This is a genomic window from Acidithiobacillus sp. HP-11 (assembly GCF_015100075.1).
Taxonomy (GTDB): Bacteria; Pseudomonadota; Gammaproteobacteria; order Acidithiobacillales; family Acidithiobacillaceae; genus Acidithiobacillus; species Acidithiobacillus thiooxidans.
Genome location: NZ_JACKYY010000020.1, coordinates 1 through 17,189 on the forward strand (window position 1 = coordinate 1; position 17,189 = coordinate 17,189).

At 52.7% G+C, this 17,189-nt stretch carries 21 protein-coding genes, 1 tRNA gene, 1 other RNA gene and 1 pseudogene; 3 read left to right on the forward strand and 21 right to left on the reverse strand.

Annotated features, from left to right (window positions below; translation table 11 throughout):
* The first annotated feature begins 100 nt into the window (after positions 1-100).
* Together H7F08_RS07550 and H7F08_RS15890 are read left to right on the forward strand one after the other, a co-directional pair.
* The gene (locus H7F08_RS07550; protein ID WP_319803967.1) at positions 101-379 is read left to right on the forward strand and encodes an Hsp20/alpha crystallin family protein; all 279 of its coding nucleotides are present in this window, start codon (positions 101-103) and stop codon (positions 377-379) included.
* Positions 380-647: 268 nt separating this feature from the next.
* Entirely contained in the window at positions 648-740 is a 93-nt protein-coding gene (locus H7F08_RS15890; protein WP_405055097.1) for a hypothetical protein, read from the forward strand.
* A gap of 224 nt (positions 741-964) precedes the next feature.
* Here the strand turns inward: H7F08_RS15890 and cls are convergent, their stop codons facing one another.
* On the reverse strand, positions 965-2,395 hold the full coding sequence (gene cls / locus H7F08_RS07555; RefSeq protein ID WP_142088503.1) for a cardiolipin synthase: 1,431 nt from the start codon (positions 2,393-2,395) through the stop codon (positions 965-967).
* Positions 2,396-3,239: 844 nt separating this feature from the next.
* Here cls and H7F08_RS07560 point away from each other — a divergent pair.
* Positions 3,240-3,479: pseudogene (locus H7F08_RS07560) on the forward strand (transposase); the annotation flags it as partial.
* A 382-nt stretch (positions 3,480-3,861) separates the two neighbouring features.
* Here H7F08_RS07560 and H7F08_RS07565 read toward each other — a convergent pair.
* The 20 genes from H7F08_RS07565 to ssrA form a co-directional block, all read right to left on the reverse strand.
* Positions 3,862-3,952 (reverse strand) — tRNA-Ser (locus H7F08_RS07565).
* A 104-nt stretch (positions 3,953-4,056) separates the two neighbouring features.
* A complete protein-coding gene (locus tag H7F08_RS07570) occupies positions 4,057-4,419 on the reverse strand; it encodes a PilZ domain-containing protein (protein WP_010640182.1) in 363 nt (120 codons plus the stop codon).
* The gene (locus tag H7F08_RS07575; protein ID WP_142088501.1) at positions 4,403-5,404 is read right to left on the reverse strand and encodes a DNA polymerase III subunit delta'; all 1,002 of its coding nucleotides are present in this window, start codon (positions 5,402-5,404) and stop codon (positions 4,403-4,405) included. The genes H7F08_RS07570 and H7F08_RS07575 overlap by 17 nt, the downstream gene beginning before the upstream one ends.
* Positions 5,401-6,066, reverse strand: coding sequence for a dTMP kinase (gene tmk, locus H7F08_RS07580; RefSeq protein ID WP_210434796.1), 666 nt, complete (start codon positions 6,064-6,066; stop codon positions 5,401-5,403). Before tmk ends, H7F08_RS07575 begins: the two co-directional genes overlap by 4 nt.
* Positions 6,063-7,070: an endolytic transglycosylase MltG gene (gene mltG, locus H7F08_RS07585; protein ID WP_142088499.1), complete on the reverse strand. Its 1,008-nt coding sequence runs from the start codon at positions 7,068-7,070 to the stop codon at positions 6,063-6,065. Before mltG ends, tmk begins: the two co-directional genes overlap by 4 nt.
* Positions 7,070-7,903, reverse strand: a complete 834-nt coding sequence (gene pabC, locus H7F08_RS07590; protein ID WP_226842661.1) for an aminodeoxychorismate lyase — start codon at positions 7,901-7,903, stop codon at positions 7,070-7,072. The genes mltG and pabC overlap by 1 nt, the downstream gene beginning before the upstream one ends.
* Positions 7,904-7,929: 26 nt before the next feature.
* Positions 7,930-9,171, reverse strand: coding sequence for a beta-ketoacyl-ACP synthase II (gene fabF / locus H7F08_RS07595; RefSeq protein ID WP_142088497.1), 1,242 nt, complete (start codon positions 9,169-9,171; stop codon positions 7,930-7,932).
* Between the two features lie 38 nt (positions 9,172-9,209).
* The gene (gene acpP / locus H7F08_RS07600) at positions 9,210-9,458 is read right to left on the reverse strand and encodes an acyl carrier protein (RefSeq protein WP_010639790.1); all 249 of its coding nucleotides are present in this window, start codon (positions 9,456-9,458) and stop codon (positions 9,210-9,212) included.
* A gap of 84 nt (positions 9,459-9,542) precedes the next feature.
* Entirely contained in the window at positions 9,543-10,292 is a 750-nt protein-coding gene (gene fabG / locus H7F08_RS07605) for a 3-oxoacyl-ACP reductase FabG (RefSeq protein ID WP_142088495.1), read from the reverse strand.
* Positions 10,292-11,227: an ACP S-malonyltransferase gene (gene fabD / locus H7F08_RS07610; protein WP_142088493.1), complete on the reverse strand. Its 936-nt coding sequence runs from the start codon at positions 11,225-11,227 to the stop codon at positions 10,292-10,294. The genes fabG and fabD overlap by 1 nt, the downstream gene beginning before the upstream one ends.
* Positions 11,228-11,281: 54 nt before the next feature.
* A complete protein-coding gene (locus H7F08_RS07615; RefSeq protein ID WP_142088492.1) occupies positions 11,282-12,226 on the reverse strand; it encodes a beta-ketoacyl-ACP synthase III in 945 nt (314 codons plus the stop codon).
* Positions 12,223-13,248 (reverse strand): phosphate acyltransferase PlsX, encoded by a 1,026-nt coding sequence (gene plsX, locus H7F08_RS07620; RefSeq protein ID WP_010639782.1) that lies wholly within the window; start codon positions 13,246-13,248, stop codon positions 12,223-12,225. Before plsX ends, H7F08_RS07615 begins: the two co-directional genes overlap by 4 nt.
* Before the next feature lie 37 nt (positions 13,249-13,285).
* A complete protein-coding gene (rpmF, locus tag H7F08_RS07625) occupies positions 13,286-13,471 on the reverse strand; it encodes a 50S ribosomal protein L32 (RefSeq protein ID WP_010639780.1) in 186 nt (61 codons plus the stop codon).
* 14 nt (positions 13,472-13,485) lie between these two features.
* Positions 13,486-13,947, reverse strand: coding sequence for a YceD family protein (locus H7F08_RS07630; protein WP_031572318.1), 462 nt, complete (start codon positions 13,945-13,947; stop codon positions 13,486-13,488).
* An 84-nt stretch (positions 13,948-14,031) separates the two neighbouring features.
* The gene (locus H7F08_RS15470) at positions 14,032-14,268 is read right to left on the reverse strand and encodes a hypothetical protein (protein WP_202806226.1); all 237 of its coding nucleotides are present in this window, start codon (positions 14,266-14,268) and stop codon (positions 14,032-14,034) included.
* Between the two features lie 23 nt (positions 14,269-14,291).
* Positions 14,292-14,591 carry a HipA N-terminal domain-containing protein gene (locus H7F08_RS15475; protein WP_207650557.1) on the reverse strand — a complete coding sequence of 100 codons (300 nt, stop codon included), beginning with the start codon at positions 14,589-14,591 and terminating at the stop codon, positions 14,292-14,294.
* Positions 14,581-14,841 carry a helix-turn-helix transcriptional regulator gene (locus tag H7F08_RS07640; protein WP_031572319.1) on the reverse strand — a complete coding sequence of 87 codons (261 nt, stop codon included), beginning with the start codon at positions 14,839-14,841 and terminating at the stop codon, positions 14,581-14,583. The genes H7F08_RS15475 and H7F08_RS07640 overlap by 11 nt, the downstream gene beginning before the upstream one ends.
* A gap of 88 nt (positions 14,842-14,929) precedes the next feature.
* Positions 14,930-15,292 carry a hypothetical protein gene (locus H7F08_RS07645; RefSeq protein WP_142088490.1) on the reverse strand — a complete coding sequence of 121 codons (363 nt, stop codon included), beginning with the start codon at positions 15,290-15,292 and terminating at the stop codon, positions 14,930-14,932.
* Between the two features lie 183 nt (positions 15,293-15,475).
* Positions 15,476-16,624, reverse strand: coding sequence for a Fic family protein (locus H7F08_RS07650; RefSeq protein WP_031572321.1), 1,149 nt, complete (start codon positions 16,622-16,624; stop codon positions 15,476-15,478).
* A gap of 148 nt (positions 16,625-16,772) precedes the next feature.
* Positions 16,773-17,136, reverse strand: a transfer-messenger RNA (tmRNA) gene (gene ssrA / locus H7F08_RS07655).
* Between the last annotated feature and the right edge of the window lie 53 nt (positions 17,137-17,189).

Genomic DNA, 17,189 nt, shown 5'->3' on the forward strand with positions numbered 1-17,189 from the left:
GGTAAACAGCTTGTCTTCGTCCATCATTAACCTTCCCTAGATCAGCAATGCCCTAAGACTACCGTACCCTCGTATCCACTCCAAGTAGCGAGGAGCCTTTATTCTCAAAGCTGAAATACCCGGTGTTGAAAAGAACGATCTGGATATCCAGGTGCATGGTAACCAAGTTTATCTTGGTGGTGTGAAACAAGAGGAGAAAACGGAAAAAGACGCGAACTATGTATATCGTGAACGGCATTACGGCGAGTTTTCCCGGACGATTCAACTTCCGGTGGATATCAATAGTGATCAGGTAAAGGCGACCTTTAAAGATGGTGTACTTGAATTGGTACTGCCAAAAACGGAATCCGCCAAGCGGAAGAGGATCACCATTTCCTGAGCGATCTGGAATGGCTTCTGGTTTACCGGAAGCCATTCCGACTTGTTTGTCTGCTGAGAAAGGAGATTCACATGGCTATACCAATGAGAGTATTCAGTACCGGAATTGATTCTGATGACTGGATCCCTCGCCGGTTTACGCAACAGCAACCCCGCCTATTTTCTGGCAACACGCGCCAGAAGGAACCAAAAGTCTGATAGGGATCGGACCCATTCGCCGGGAACAGATGGTTACCACCTGGGCAGACCAGAAAGTAATCAGGGAGATCATGCTGTTCCTGCATACCCATGGTGTTGGGACCGCCCGCGCTGTGCGGATTTTTAAAACTTATGGCATTGCTGCTGTTCGGATAATGTCATAAGAACCCTAAAGGCTGGCTCGGGACATACACGAAAGAGGCTTCAAAACGGCCGATACCATCGCCATCAAACGGGTATCGCACAAAATGCACCCATACGGATATGGGCAGGTATTTCCTATGCACTGATGATAGAAGCCGGGGTTGCTACCTGATATTCGGCCTGTGATGCATGGCGATAAGCTTAATAGTGGAAGGAGATGTTCATCTCATTGTAATAAACTGCATCATAAAAATGGGGAAAATATGCGTGTGCAACCATCAAATAGCCGATGGTGAAATGGCCGTTTCAAGTATTCGGCATAAGTAAACTGTGTTGCGGAATTTTGATGCGTGCGGAATAACGTATTTATTTTATTGACGAGCAGCGCATTATAGCATTCAACATTGAATTCAAAATTAAGCCGAAGACTGCGTTCATCCCAGTTACCAGAACCCATTAATAACCATTGATCATCCACTATCATCAGCTTAGAATGGTTAAAAGGTGGAGGACATAACCATAGGCGTGCGCCATGCCCAAGGATCTCGTTGATGGTTCCCATAGTGGCTGCTAGTAATATTTTACTGTTGTTTCTGGGGATAAAAATGTCCACTTCAACCTGACGATTAATAGCATCACCAATCGCTGCAATCAACACCTCATCAGGGATGAAATACGGTGACATGATTTTGACCGATTTTTGTGCCACGTTCAGCGCGGTGAGATAGGAACCTCGCAAGCGTTCCTGCTGTTCATTCGGTCCAGCAGCAATGCCACGCGCCAGCACTCTACCTTCATGCGGGATTTCATCTTCCTCTAAAAACCATGGTTCGCCACGCAAAGTCTCCCCGGAGCTGTAAAGCCACTCATTCACAAACACCGTTGACAGTTGCGCCACTATTGGTCCAGTAACCCGAAAATGCGTGTCCTGGTGCACCGCTTCATCCGGGTTGGACGACCAATAATCGCGATGTATATTGAATCCTCCAGTAAATCCGATGCGACCATCTACAACACAGATCTTCCTGTGACTCCGTAAATTTAGGAAAATAAACTGGCGAGCCAACAATGGTGAGTTGAATAACGCAAAAGGAATGCCTGCATTACGGAGTGCATGAACTACAGATGGACGTGTAAGATGTGCCATCACTCCATCCAGTAGCACGCGAATTACAACGCCACGAGCGTGAGCTTGACGCAATTCAGAAATAAATTTCACTCCAATGCCATCAGCATGAAAAATATATGTCATTAGCACGATAGATTTTTTTGAATTAGCAATAGCTTCTAACATGGCATTATAGGCCGTATTACCAGTAAATAATGGCTCAATATCGTTTCCATCAATCAGGCTTTGTTCTGCAAGCCTATGAATGGATTTTGCTAGAGGAATGTAATACGAAGAGATTTCATGAACATCTAGTTTGCCTTCGGTTACAATGAACTTTTCCAAAGTAGGATGGTTGTACCGGTGCAATCCCTTCCGCATTCCAACCGCTTTGCGTTTGACGCGATTGATCCCTAACATAAAATAAAAGAAAACCCCTAAATAGGGAGCCAGCCATATAATGACCAACCATAATGCAGCGGCCAATGGGTTACGCTTGTTCAGAACAACTTTTATTGAAGTAATTATGGAAAGCACAACATAAGTTAGCCATAGAAATATAAGCATATAAATATTTTCCTAACCATGGTTTCATTGGAGAAAGCTCCACCAGCAGACAATACCAGAAATATGTTTCTATAAATTTAAAATATTTCTCCTTATGCTCATTTGTAAACATTGAACATATTTTATAGTGGTTTTAGGTGGCGGTTCATCAGAGCGCAGTTACTCTCGGAAGGACGGCGGAATTTCGCTCAGAAAAAGAATGAACTAATACAGGCAACAGATCAACCATTACCTACTTAAAGTTTCCATATCGGATCAGTTTGAGCGAAAGATGTCGGCCCCGTCAACCCAAATTGGGTGCCCACCTCCGCTGAACTGACATTATTCATTCGATAGAATTTGGTTTTCTTCGCTGATGGAGGTTTACTCTACGGTTGAAACACAAAAATACCAGTAATATTCCTCTCGGAGACGCTAAAGACCATGATCGACATAAATGAGCGACTACGCCACTGAATATCGATGCACGAAGATTAAGCGACGCGGCAGGTAATTGCGGCTCCGCCTAACCACAACCACTTTTCAGTTTTACATTAATCTAGAAAAAGCAGTTACGGCCCGCCAAGGGCTGGAAAGGCCCCCCGGTGGGGTCCATAGTTTTTGGGTAATTTGCGCGGTAATGTAGCTGACGAGAAGCGTCCAATGTGAGCGCCCAATGTACTGTTCCGCAGTCTGCCGAACCATCCGTAACCTTCTGCGAATATTCTCGATTCCGCGTTCTACCTTTTTGTGTGCGGCATGCATGGGCGTCAGGTAAATCTGAGTCTGACCTGCATGTTTCGTGCTCCGGTATATGGCGGACAACAGCAACGGGGGCTGGTGATGGCTTCTTTGCGGATACCCGGGAAGCCGTAACCATCCTCTCTCTGAATGCCAGCAGCGGCGAAACCACAACATCGCCAAAGTACGGGCGCGGGTAGAACACGTCTTTGCAGACATGGAGCAAATGGGTGGCAAGCGTATTCGGGCCATCGGCCAGGTACGTGCAAGCCTCGCCGCGATGGCCATGATGGTCGTGAACTACAACATCAAACACCTAGCCTTTCTCGAAAAGGGGCCAATCAGGGCAGCAGTATGCCTGTAATTCAGAAAATCATGGAAATATGGCCATGAAAAATACCGCTTACTACAAAATCCGTAGGAAAATGTCCTGAATCCTGATTCTTGAAGCTAATATCCGTCAGGAAAGCAAGTTTTTCGAACCTCCCAATGGAGTCAACGGCAATTCCCCTCAGGAATACCGGGATGAGTTGCCTATCGCTTCAACCGATGCTTCTGAGAGTCTGAGTTGCCATTGCGCCCGCTCAATGCCTGTATGGACCACACGCATGTCCGGCTGAAAGCTGAAGCTGAAAAGGTTAATAGGAATGTACAAAGAAGAATTTTCACCGAGTAAGATCAGAGGCAAGATCAACTAACTTTGAAAAAATTATTTTTGATATAAATCAGATTCTTATATTATTTTTTGGCGGAGAGGGTGGGATTCGAACCCACGGTACCCTTTTGGAGTACACAGCATTTCCAGTGCTGCACCTTCGGCCGCTCGGTCACCTCTCCTGAGGCTGCGAAGTGTAACCCAGACCTTGCTCAAAGAGCAATGACCGGAAATCTTGGTACCCGCAACTGCAAATCCTGACACTGAAAAGCTGAAGAAAACCCCGTCAAAAACTCAGCACCGCATCACCATGGGTGGGCAATCCAGACAGGGCATTCTGAATGCGCGTGAGCACCCCTGAGCGATCATTCTGAAACTGGACGCCAATAGCAGGTGGCCGACCATCGCGGTTTTCCACGGGGGTGACCCAGATAACCTTACCCATCACCGGGGCACGGGGTTGGCTGTCTGGCAGGGTAATCATCAGCAGGACTTCGGTCCCCATGGGGAGAAGATTAGGCGTTTCAACCAGTAATCCGCCACCCTTGATAGCAGACATAAAGCAACGCTGTACGGCCTGGGGATCACGCAACACTACGGACAACGCAGTAGCTGCACCTCCCGGTTTGGGCTCAGTTTTGAATTCCATGGGTTTTCCTCCTTGGCCACAATTTCAGCCAGTCCAAAAGCAACTTTTCCATGACCATCATCCCGTTACTGTTTTGGGACAGGGTCAATGGCAGTTGCAACCAGCCATCCAGGTTGGACTGCAGCGCTTCCGCCGAAATATCCGGAGCTTTCAGTCGCAACTCTTCTAAATAGTCCAGGTCAGCGATTCTGTCCAGCAGCCCCTGTCGCAAACGCATAAAATCGGCGAGGACATTCAGTACCATCTCCCGGATCAGAAATAGATCCGAACTTTTGCTCCATTGCTCCGCAAGTTTCAGGGTCGCCACAACCCCCTGCCCTGACAAATCCAGCAAACTGCGCATCCATTGCTGGCGCTGCTCCAGCCAACCGGCCTCCCAAAGCTCCAGGGCGCGCAAGGGCCGATTGCCTAATTGACGGAGCAAAGTGCCGCTATTTTCTGCATCCACTCCCTGCTGTTGCAGCCAGTGTATGGACTGCACCATCTGCATTTCCGGCAGGGGAATGCGCTGCAGGCGGGAGCGAATGGTAGGCAATAGACGGGAAGCCTGTTCACTATGCAAAACAACGTGCGCACGGGTGGGGGGTTCTTCCAGGGTCTTTAGAATGGCGTTGGCGGCTGCCACCGTCATGGCTTCGGCATTATCTATGCGCAACCAGCGCGAGTTGCTGACCTGCGGCGTGTACTGAATCCATTCCATGGCCTGACGCAAGGTATCAATGGCTATCTGCTTACCCGGCTCAGGGGCGGCTACCCATAAATCCGGATGGGAGCCTTCCGCCAGCAGTTTGCACGAACGGCATTGTTCACAGGCAAACCCTTCGTCAGTCGGCTTGAAACACAACGTGGCGGCCTGCAGCGCATCGAGATGCAGACGCAGCAGAGAACCGGATTCACCGACTGCCAGCATGGCCTGCGGTAATCCGGAGGCCAATAAGGCCTGGATGGGTTGCCAGGATTGGGGATCTGGCTGAAAAGTTTTCATGAAAAATGCTTACGCAAACGGGGAGCCAGGGCCTGCTCCAGCGCGGCATGCACCTGATCCATGGGGGCTGAGGCATCAATGCGGATGATCCGCTGGGGTTCGGCCGCCCGACGTTGGGCAAACACGGCCCGCGCTTTGGTAAAAAATGGGGTCTGTTCCTGTTCCAGACGATCTGGCCGCCGGGCACGAATACGGGCGGCGCCGAGTTCCGGGCTAACATCAAACCAGAAAGTCAAATCCGGTGCCCGGGTAATGCCAGCCCAGCGCGCCAGTTCGGCAATACGCTCTTGAGGAAATCCCCTGCCCCCACTTTGATAAGCATAGGTGGAATCTTCATAACGGTCGCAAAGGACGATCTTACCGTCCGTCAGCGCCGGCTGAATCCGGTTCAACCAATGGTCGCGTCGCCCTGCATAAAGCAGAAGTAACTCCGCTTCCACATCCAGGGCCAATTCCGGATTCAAAAATATGCTGCGCAAGGCTTCACCCAAATGACCACCACCCGGCTCGCGCGTACGCTCCACGCTCAATCCCTGAGCTTCACAAAAAGCCGCCAGTACTGGTATGGCAGAGCTTTTGCCAGCGCCCTCAATGCCTTCCAGAGTGATGAACATTCCCGGCGTGATCGTGGATTTCTGAATAGTGGATGCCTGAGCTGTCATGAAAGCGTCCTCGCAGTAGGTTGCAGATAGCGTTTTATCTGCTCGATATGTTGCTTGTAGCTGGTCGAATAATGGTAGGCATTCCCCTGAGCAATAAAATACAGGTCGTGGCTGTCACTCGGATGCAATACTGCCTGTAAACTACTTAAGCCGGGCATGGCTATAGGCGTTGGCGGGAGTCCTACATGCAGATAAGTATTATACGCACTGGGCACGTGCATTTCCTGCGGCGTCAAATGCCCCTGATAGTGCTTGCCCAGCGCATAAATCACCGTCGGATCTGACTGCAGTGGCATTCCCTGGCGTAATCGATTCAAAAACACGGCTGCTATATGCGCCTGTTGTGCGGGAGGCGCTCCTTCCTTTTGCACCACAGAGGCCAGAATGAGCGCCTGATAGGGGTTTTTTAAAGGTAATCCGGGGGCACGTTGTGACCATAAATGCTGTAAATTGTCATTCATTCGATGATAGGCGCGCTTCAGGATACTCAGCGCTGAAGTCCCGGGAACATAGCGATAACTGTCGGGGAAAAGCCAACCTTCGGCACTGTCCTGGGCGCCGATTCCTGCGGCAGCCAGTTGTTGCGCGGCCTGATCGCCCGTCGGAAGTCCATGCAGGTTCACATAGGGAGACTTTAAACGCAACTCCTGAAGAATCAGCGACAAATTCCAACCGGGGATAATGACCACATTGAGTGGCCGGGATTGCCCATGTATCAGACGTTGCAGAATATTCTCCTGCGAAACATGACCCTGAAAATCATATAGACCCGCCTGCAGCACTGGACGACCGGCCAATATCCAGGCCATACGAAACATCTGCGGATAAGGCAGAACACCCGCCTTGTGCAAAATCTGAATACTTTCCAATGTGCCACTACCGAGCCGGATAGGGACCTGCTTTCCCGGCTTGGGAAAAGATTGCGGCAAGTACATGGTCACACCGTAATAGCCCAGCGGAGCGAGAATAATAACCAGCAGCAAAGTCAGGATTATGCGCCGCATCAGGTTGGACCCAGCCCGAGTGTTGCCTGCCATTGCAGTATTTTGGCACTGATTTTACCCTGGCTACCCTCCAGGTTACGATCCTGAAAACGCCTGACCGGCCAGATACCAATCAGACTGTTACTGAAAAAAATTTCCTCGGCCTCGATCAGGCTTTCTGCCCGATAATCCCCGATTTGGCAGGGAATGCCCGATGTCTGCAGCCAATTCAAAATCGCCTGACGCTGGATTCCGGCAATACCACCCTCCTCCAGTGAGGGTGTATGGACCACGCCCGCAGCAACCCAGAATAAATTGGACATAATCCCTTCGCGCAAAAAGCCCTGCTGATCGAGGACAATGCCCTCGGCGTATTCATGCGGCAAGGCATTACGGGCCATGACCTGATTCAGACGATTCAGGGTTTTCGCTGTCAGATAAGGGGCTCCGGTCAGCAGGGGAACCGGGCAAATATCTGCGAGAATCCCCGGATGCCAACAGGCTGCGCTGCGCTCTGGCCAGTCCGAAGCAAACACATAACGGGCGACGGAGCCATTGCAGGGAATAGCATAACCCCCTCCCGGACCACGACTTAAAATCAATTTGAGAACGTAGCGATCGGGTAAAGAAACATGCTCTTGCAGTTGCTGAAAATCTTCAAGCCACGGCAATCGTCCGGGTAGATTCATCTGCAATAATTGCGCGCCCGCCTGAAGGCGCTGGAGATGCTCATCCCAGAACAGGGGTTTACCCTGAATGATGGCGACAGTCTCAAACAGACCATCACCATAATGAAAAGCGCGGTCAAGAGCAGCCGGACAGGCTCCCGATTGTTGCGGGACCCCATCCATCATCACGGCCTGCACGCGCACTGAACGGATTAGTCGCTATGGCGGCGAAATACGAGGGTGCTGTTGGTACCACCAAAACCGAAAGAATTGCTCAAAGCGACATCTACGCTTTGCTGGCGGGCTTGCAAGGGGACATAGTCCAGATCGCAGCCTTCATCCGCTGTATCCAGATTGATGGTCGGCGGCAATATGCCATGATGCAGGGCAAGCGTGGTAAATACGGCCTCCACCCCCCCCGCTGCACCCAGCAAATGGCCAGTCATGGATTTGGTGGAACTCATGGCTAAAGACCGCGCATGCTCTCCAAATACGGCATGCACAGCTTCCGTCTCGGCACGATCGCCCAAAGGGGTGGAAGTGCCGTGGGCATTGATATAACCCACCTGTTCCGGCTGGAAACCGGCATTATGCAGTGCGACACGCATACACCGGGCTGCCCCCTCCCCGCCAGCTGCGGGCTGGGTCATGTGATAGGCGTCGGAACTCATACCATAGCCAGCCAGCTCCCCATAAATACGGGCACCACGCCGCATGGCAAACTCATATTCTTCAAGGACCAAGATACCGGCACCTTCACCTAAGATAAAACCATCACGATCCTTATCCCAGGGCCGACTCGCCTTTTCGGGCTCATCATTGCGGGTCGAAAGAGCGCGAGATGCTGAAAAACCACCCAAGCCCAGTGGGCTGATGGCGGCTTCGGCACCGCCGGCGATCATGACGTCCGCGTCCCCATATTCGATGAGCCGAGCGGCATCACCGATGGAATGGGTACCCGTGGAGCAGGCCGTAGCCATGGCAATATTCGGGCCTTTGGCACCATACATAATGGAAATATGTCCCGCGACCATGTTCACAATACAACGCGGGATGAAAAACGGTGAAATACGTCTGGGGCCGCTATCCGTAACAATTTGGTGTTCGGACTCAATACCAGGCAAGCCACCAATGCCGCTGCCAATCGAAACACCTACCCGTTCAGCAATATCCGGACTGATTTTTAGGCCGGAATCTGCAATGGCTTCCATCGCTGCCACAATGCCATAATGAATGAACAAATCCATTTTTTTGGCATCTTTGCTGGGAATGTATTGGGTGACATCAAAACCGCGCACTTCTCCGGCGATTTGCGAACTATAAGGGGCAGGATCAAAACGTGTGACGCGACCAATACCACTACGTCCCCGCACAATGGCATCCCAAGCCGCAGATATACCTATCCCCACAGGGGAAACTATACCCAGCCCTGTAATGACAACGCGTCTTTTCAACGGTCGGTTCTCCTCATGTTCCTGAAATAGACTATGTCTCAGGCATCCTTGGCGGGCATGTGAGAGGATACATAATCAATAGCCTGCTGCACGGTAGCAATTTTTTCAGCTTCTTCATCAGGAATTTCACAGTCGAATTCTTCTTCGAGGGCCATGACCAGTTCCACGGTGTCCAAAGAATCGGCGCCCAGGTCATCCACAAAGGAAGCCTCATTGGTCACTTCATCTTCATTGACACCCAACTGCTCGACTACTACTTTCTTTACTCGTTCTGCCACATTTTCCATTTGGGAGAAACTCCTTTGCTGGTTAAAAATTATTGTCGGCGAGATTGGACCACAGGGGTGCAGTCCTGTAAAGCCAACGTTACCTTATCCCATCCACATGCCACCATTGACATGAAGAATTTGTCCGGTGATATAACCGGCTTGCGGGCTGGACAGATAAGCCACAGCCCCCGCCACATCGTCGACACTACCCAGGCGACCTGCTGGAATTTGCTGTAAAAGCGCTTCCTTATGGGCCTCACTTAAACCTTCGGTCATATCGGTACTGATAAAACCGGGAGCCACACAATTGACTGTCACCTGACGGCCAGCCACTTCTCTGGCCAGGGCGCGGGTAAAACCCGCTACACCCGCCTTGGCCGCCGCGTAATTACTTTGTCCGGCATTACCCATGCTGCCAACCACCGAAGTTATGTTGATTATACGGCCAAAACGCGCCTTTAGCATATCGCGCAAACAAATTTTGCTGAGGCGATAAACGGCGCGCAAATTGGTTGCCATCACCGCATCCCAGTCTTCATCTTTCATGCGCAACAGTAACTGGTCCCGAGTGATTCCTGCATTGTTAATCAGAATGCTGGGCGCGGCATGCTCACTTTGAATTTTTTTCAGGCAGGCATCCATCGCCACATCATCCGTGACATCCAGAACAACCCCGTGTCCTTGGATGCCGCTGGCCTGAAAATTTGCAGAAATGGCCTCAGCCCCCTTGCTGGTGGTTGCTGTAGCAATGACCAGGGCGCCTTCATTGCCGAGCACCCGGGCTACTTCCTGACCAATACCGCGACGGCCTCCGGTAACCAGCGCGACCTGATTTTCCAGTGTGCTTCCCATCAAACCAGCTCCAGAGCAGCCTTGAGGCTTTTACCATCTTCTACATGCAGCATGGTCAAAGAAGGTTCAATCCGCTTGCCAAGACCGGATAAAACCCGTCCTGGTCCCATTTCCACAAAGGTCAGGGCACCCTGGCGCGCCAGATAACGAATGGTCTCGGTCCAGCGTACCGGACTGTATAATTGCTTGGCCAGAACGGCACGAATACTATCGGGCGTGGTATGACTCAGCACGTCAGCATTGTGGATCAGCATGGCCTTCGGGGCGCGGAAAGTGACCGACTCCAGCACTGTGGCAAATTGTTGAGCCGCTTCAGTCATCAAACTGCAGTGACTGGGGACACTGACCGGCAACAGAACGACCCGTTTGGCACCGGCAGATCGGGCCGCTTCAACCAGTCTTTCCACTGCGGCGGTTTCGCCAGCCACCACGACCTGTCCGGGCGCGTTAAAGTTCGCGGCAGAGAGGACATTATCCTGAGATTCCTGGGCACAGAGCCGCTTGAGATCATCATCCGCCAGACCAATGACCGCAGCCATTGCACCGGCCCCCTCCGGTACCGCTTCCTGCATCAAACGACCACGTTCGGCCACCAGGCGAACCGCATCGGCATAATCCAGCGCGTCGGCGACTACCAGCGCCGTATATTCACCCAGGGAATGCCCGGCGACAAAATCAGGATAAGCACCGCCCTCTTCCTCCCACACCCGGTACACCGCATATCCGGCAGCCAGCATCAGGGGCTGCGTCCAGCGGGTCTGGTTGAGTTTTTCAACAGGACCATTCTGACTGAGAGCCCAGAGATCTTCTCCCAATACGGCAGAAGCTTCTGCAAAAACCTCCTGGACCAGAGGATGGGTAGAAGCCAGATCGGCAAGCATTTGAACAGACTGGGAACCCTGACCGGGAAACACAAAGGCGATAGAGCCGTGCAATCGAAACTCCTCCTAAAGCAAACTGTCAGTTGATGCCCGTGGGCAACATAAACTTCAAGCCCAACGCAACAACGCCGAACCCCAGGTAAAACCACCGCCGAAGGCTTCCAGCAGAAGATTTTGCCCGGCCTTGAAGCATCCCCGCCTGGCTGCATCATCCAGTGCCAAAGGCACCGATGCTGCAGAAGTATTACCATGATGTTCCACCGTCGTCACTACCCGATCCATGGGCATATTCAATTTATCGGCCGTAGCCTGGATGATGCGGATGTTGGCCTGATGGGGTACCAACCAGTCAATATCCTCTGCACCCATTTGGTTTTCTGCCAGAGTTTCCTGAACAATATCCCCCAGCGTGCGCACGGCCATACGGAAAACAGCATTACCCTGCATGGTCAATTGATCGCGGCCTTCCGGAACCTGCAGTAATTCGGCATAGGCTCCATCGGCATGAATATGCGTAGAAATGATACCGGGTGTCGAATCTGCACGTAAGACCACCGCGCCCGCTCCGTCTCCAAACAAAATGCAGGTCGAACGATCGGTCCAGTCGACAATGCGGGACATGCTTTCCACCCCGACTACCAGGGCCGTTCTTACCGTACCACTGCGAATAAACTGATCAGCCGTAGCCAGAGCATAAATGAAACCGGTACATACTGCCTGCACGTCAAAGGCCGGCGCGCCACGATTACCCAGTCGGGCTTGCAACAGACAGGCCGTACTGGGAAAAATCTGATCGGGCGTGGTAGTCGCGACCAGTATGAGATCCAGGTCTTCTGCCTGAATATCCGCATCCCGTAAGGCTTGCCGGGCGGCGTGCTCGGCCATGTCAACGGTTTTTTCGTTTTCTGCAGCGATATGCCGCGAACGAATACCGGTACGCTCAAAAATCCAGGCATCACTGGTGTCTACCATCTGTTCGAGATCGGCATTATGCATGACGCGCTCGGGCAGATATCCGCCAGTAGCGGCAATACGACTATAAATGGGATTCACGCGCTGTTTCGCACCACAGGGTTGAGGTTTTCCTGAATGACTTCAGCAATATGCAGGGTCAGCCGGTGCTTGGCCTCGGCAATGCCGACTTCCACCGCCCGCGCAAAGGCGTAGCGATCGGCATTACCATGACTTTTAATGACAATCCCATTCAGGCCCAGCAAGGTCGCCCCGTTATACTGCCGGGAATCCAGACGCTTTCTGAGTCGCTGCAAGATGGGCCGATTGACCAGATAAGCCAGTTTTCCATAAATCCCTTGCGTATAGCTGGCGCGCAACTCGTGACTGATCATGCTGGCCAGTCCTTCTGAAGTTTTCAGCGCGACATTCCCCACAAAACCATCACAAACGACCACATCTGCAACGCCGCGATAAATGTCCGAACCTTCGACATTACCAATGAAGTTGAGTCGTGCCGCACGCAGCAGCAAAGAAGCTTCCTTGACCTGCTCATTACCCTTGATTTCTTCGGACCCGATATTGAGCAGGCCGACACGTGGTTTGGCCACACCCATCACCCGTTCGGCGAGAATCGAGCCCATGACCGCGAACTGAAGCAGATGTTCAGGGTGACAATCCACATTGGCACCTAAATCCAGGGCCAAAAACCGTCCTGTGGTAGTAGGCAGGAAGGCGGCAATCGCCGGACGATCAATACCCGGAATAGTCCGCAAAAATACTTTACCCATAGCCATCAAGGCACCAGTGTTACCCGCACTGACCACTGCATCGGCATGTCCGTCGCGAACCAGGGCAATGGCTATGTGCATGGATGAATCGCGTTTACCCCGCAATGCCTGGGAAGGTGCCTCATCCATACCTATCACCTGACTGGCATGGTGGATTTTCACCTGCTCCGAATCCTGAAGGTGCATGCGTTGCAATTCACTTTTCAGGATATGACTGTCCCCGACCAGATGAAAAGTGACATCGGGATAATTTTGCAGCAGATCCTTGATGGCAGGGATTACCGTCGAGGGGCCACTGTCTCCGCTCATGGCGTCCACCGCTATATGCGGCATGAGAACAAGCTCACGTTGTGCCGGTTCAGCAAGTCACTCAGGCTTCCACAGACTTCTTGACCATTTCACGGCCCTTGTAGAATCCGCACTCGGGGCAAACGTGATGAGGTAATTTGGCAGCGCCACAATTCGCACAGACCGAGCGGTTGACGGTTACCAGAAAATCATGGGCACGACGCATATTACGACGTGAATGGGAAGTTTTACTTTGTGGTACGGCCATGTCTCAAATCTCCATTAATCAACAATAATAAATGCTTCCAGTCCGGATACCGGACAAGTGCCGGATTGCCACTCCGCACAACGCGGAATCATGGGCAAAGCCAGCAGAACCTCGTCTTCCAACCACACCTGCAGTGCCACAACCCCCCTATCGGCCAACACGATGTCCAGATCCGGATCCAACGTGCTGACCATCTCTTCGGTTTCAGCCAGACCGCTATGCACGGGCACCTTTAAAGATAAAGGCATGTTTCCCAGGCAACGCTCACAGCGAATTTGTCCAGAAACCTCTATAAATCCGTCTGCCAATACGACTGAACCATTTCGCTGCAAATCCAGATCTGCCTGCACCGATTTCACTTCTGCCATCGCCGCCGCCAGACGACTCCAAGCAGCAAGATCAACCGGACCTTCCAGGCGATCACCAGGGCCGGTCACTTTGGTAAGATGCAGACTGTTGGTTTTAGCGGAAAACATAAGCGCGGCATGTTAGCGATGACTGCGGATTAAGTAAAGTATTTCATGAGATGAAGGTCAACTACCCTGTCTTGAATCTGCGTATCATTCAACACGAATTGATGACGATTTCAGGATGTGGGAACTAGGCGTGCCATTGAGGGGCAGCCCGATGCACGCACCACCAAACACCACCGGAAGTTTGTCTTGAGCACCAGCCAAAGAAAGCCGCAAGCCATCTTTTCCTGCCAACATGGGGTGACGCGGTAATTCATCCAGGATGACCACGACTTCCGCGTCGCTCAGCCATTGAACGTCATCGCCGCCTGTCGAAACAGGCATAGTCTGCCCCGGCTCAAGGAAGGTCACAGCCCCGGCACATTCGCCACCGATGTGGTCCAGCAGCGCAAAGTCGTTCTGGTCAGACACCTGAACTGCTGCGCAATCAAGCGGCGCATTTGCCCTTCGGGTAGAAGACCCGCAAAAAAGGGGCGCGTTTTGCGGTCGTCTAACGGCTCCGTTTGCAGGGGCAGCGAGGCGGACAAGGCAATGGCGTCTTTGTGAGTCAGCCAACTGGGAGCGTAGCAAAAGCTTAGCCGCCCATCGACCAGCGCCAACGTGCCGACACGATCGGCGAAAAGCCAGACTTCCAGTTCATGCGCCATGGCCGTCATCCTCTCGTTGAGCGTCGGAAGCAGCGGATGGCAATCCACTCAACTGAAGCTCACCACCCAGAGCATCAATGACCCTCAGCACATTTTCCAGCCGCAAGGTGGGCTTGCCTGCTTCAAGGTCGACAATGAAGCGCACGCCCACCCCAGCTGCCAGCGCCAACTGGGGCTGGGTCAGCCCGAGTTGTTTGCGAGCTCCACGCAGTGCATCGCCGAGTTGTTGAGGTGATCGAATGAATGGCATGGCTGACTCAGTTTCCTGTTCGGGAAATTGTCAGTCAAAACCGGACTAAGTGCAAGCGATATTTCCCGATCGGGAATGTTTAGTGCGGTTAGGGCATGATTCGGTCTGCTATTTCCTGATCGGGAAATTTGGAAGGAGACCAAAATGGAAGTCGTTCACCGCAATCAGAAACAACTGGCCGCGCGTGAGTACGGTCAGGGATATTGATGGTTTTAGAGGCGCTGATGGTCACGTAGCGTGAGGGGCTGGGGGGGGGTAAACCCCATACCGGGAGCATCCAGGCTGGACCGCCCAATTGCACTACTACAACCTGCAGGCCGCCCTGCGGGGGCAGGTTGTGACGCTGCCGTCCTACCCGACAATCCGCCGCTATTTTCAGGGGCAGGGCCTGTTCCAGCCAATGTGGAAGTCCGCCCCAGCGAATTTGTAGAGTTAGTGAAGCTGCTGACACCGCTACGCGGTTAGTGGCAGTGGACTCCTCAAACGAGGGGTATATGGCTGAGCCTCATAAACGCAAGTGGCACCTGGAGTAGCCGCACACCCGTTAAAATTGACTTGGCTTGCAGTGGACAGCGCCAGCGTCAACCGAAAACCAAAGGTAGGACGCGGCCAGCTGCGGGCCTGCGGGTGTTTCTCACCGAGAGAGCAGTTCAACGTAGGCCTGGTAGCTGTAACTCCGGTTCTTTTTCTGCCCGGTCATCTCCGTCACGACGCCCAGATCTTCCAGAAGTTTTACGGCCGCCGTTGCTGTGGGAAAGCTGGTGTCCAGCTGCTTTCTGACGCGTTCAATGGTGAAGCGCGGCATCATCGGCAACATCTCGAACAGCCGGTAGCTGGCCGGGCCTGCCTTGGCGGATTGCAGCAAGCGCCTGCGATCTGTAGCCACCAGACTGGCGACCTCGATGATGTTTTTTTCCGCATCGCCAGCGGCTGTAGCGACACCTTCCAGAAAGAAGATCACCCAAGACTCCCAATCCCCATCTGTGCGGATAGCCGATAGGCGACGGTAATACTCCGTCTGGTGTTGCTTTAGGTAGCCGCTGAGGTACATCAAAGGCTCGGACAGCAACCCCCAGTGTTCAAACAGCGCCGCGATCAGGAGGCGGCCAATGCGCCCGTTGCCGTCAAGAAACGGATGGATGGTTTCAAACTGCGCGTGGATGAGCGCCACCTTGACCATCGGTGGCAGGTCCTTCGCTTCGTCATGGATGAAGCGCTCCATGTCGGCCAGCAGGGTTGATATGTGCTCCGGCGGCGGCGGTACGAAAACCGCATTGCCGGGCCGTGTTCCACCAATCCAGTTTTGCGACCGACGCAACTCCCCGGGTTGTTTACCTGCGCCGCGCGCTCCATCCAGCAGGCGTCGATGCACCTCGCACAACAGCCGTACACTGATGGGCAGCCCTTTCGGATCGCGCAGTTGCTCCTGTGTCCAGCGGAATGCACGCAGGTAGTTGGTCACTTCTTCCACGTCGTCGGTGTTGCTGACTTTGAAGCCTGCTTCTTCATCGAACAAGTCGGTCAGCGTGGCCTGCGTGCCCTCGATCTGTGACGTAAGCAGGGCTTCTTTGCGGATGGCGCTGTACAGCAACCAATCTGCCGACGGCACCAACCCTGACACACCCGCTAAACGCGCAAGCGCCAGTTCTGCCTGCCGATTGAGGTCAGTGAACACCTCGGGCGACAGGGCTGGCTCAGCTGGCGGCAAGGCGTGGGGCACGAAGGCGCGCACCGACTCGCCCAGTGTCGTGGAAATTGAGTAGGTCCCAGTGATGCGTGTCATTGAAAGCTGTCTTTAGTTGAATGCGATCAAATTAAAGCATACCTTAGTGTGAATGGCAACGATTAAAGACCGCTTTCATATTGTGAAAGAAATGCGGCCAAGATAAAAAAATAAAGCCCCATAATATCAGGGGCTTACTTAACTTCATTGGTGGAGGCGGCGGGAATTGAACCCGCGTCCGCAGTACCTAGACCACCGGATCTACATGCGTAGTTTGTCTATTGGCTTTAACCGCGCCACCCTCCGACAAACAGGATGATGCTACGGCGATTCTGCTTTAGTTTAGGATCGGTTCCACAGACTAGAACAAACCCGATTCCGTGTTTTATGACCCTCCGCGCGTCTTTCGACTCCGGATCCACGAACAAATCCGGGCAGAGGGCTCACTGCTTAAGCAGCGAGGGCGTAATTGCTGTCGTTGGCAATTATGAATCTGCGACCAGTTTTAAGAGCAAACCGCAGCTCTGCATGCACCGAAGGCTTCGCGACCTGCGTCGAAGCCGGTCGCCCCCTATACCCTCTATTAGACTGGAGATGACAGACAAAGTTTCTGTCAGTCAGTCGT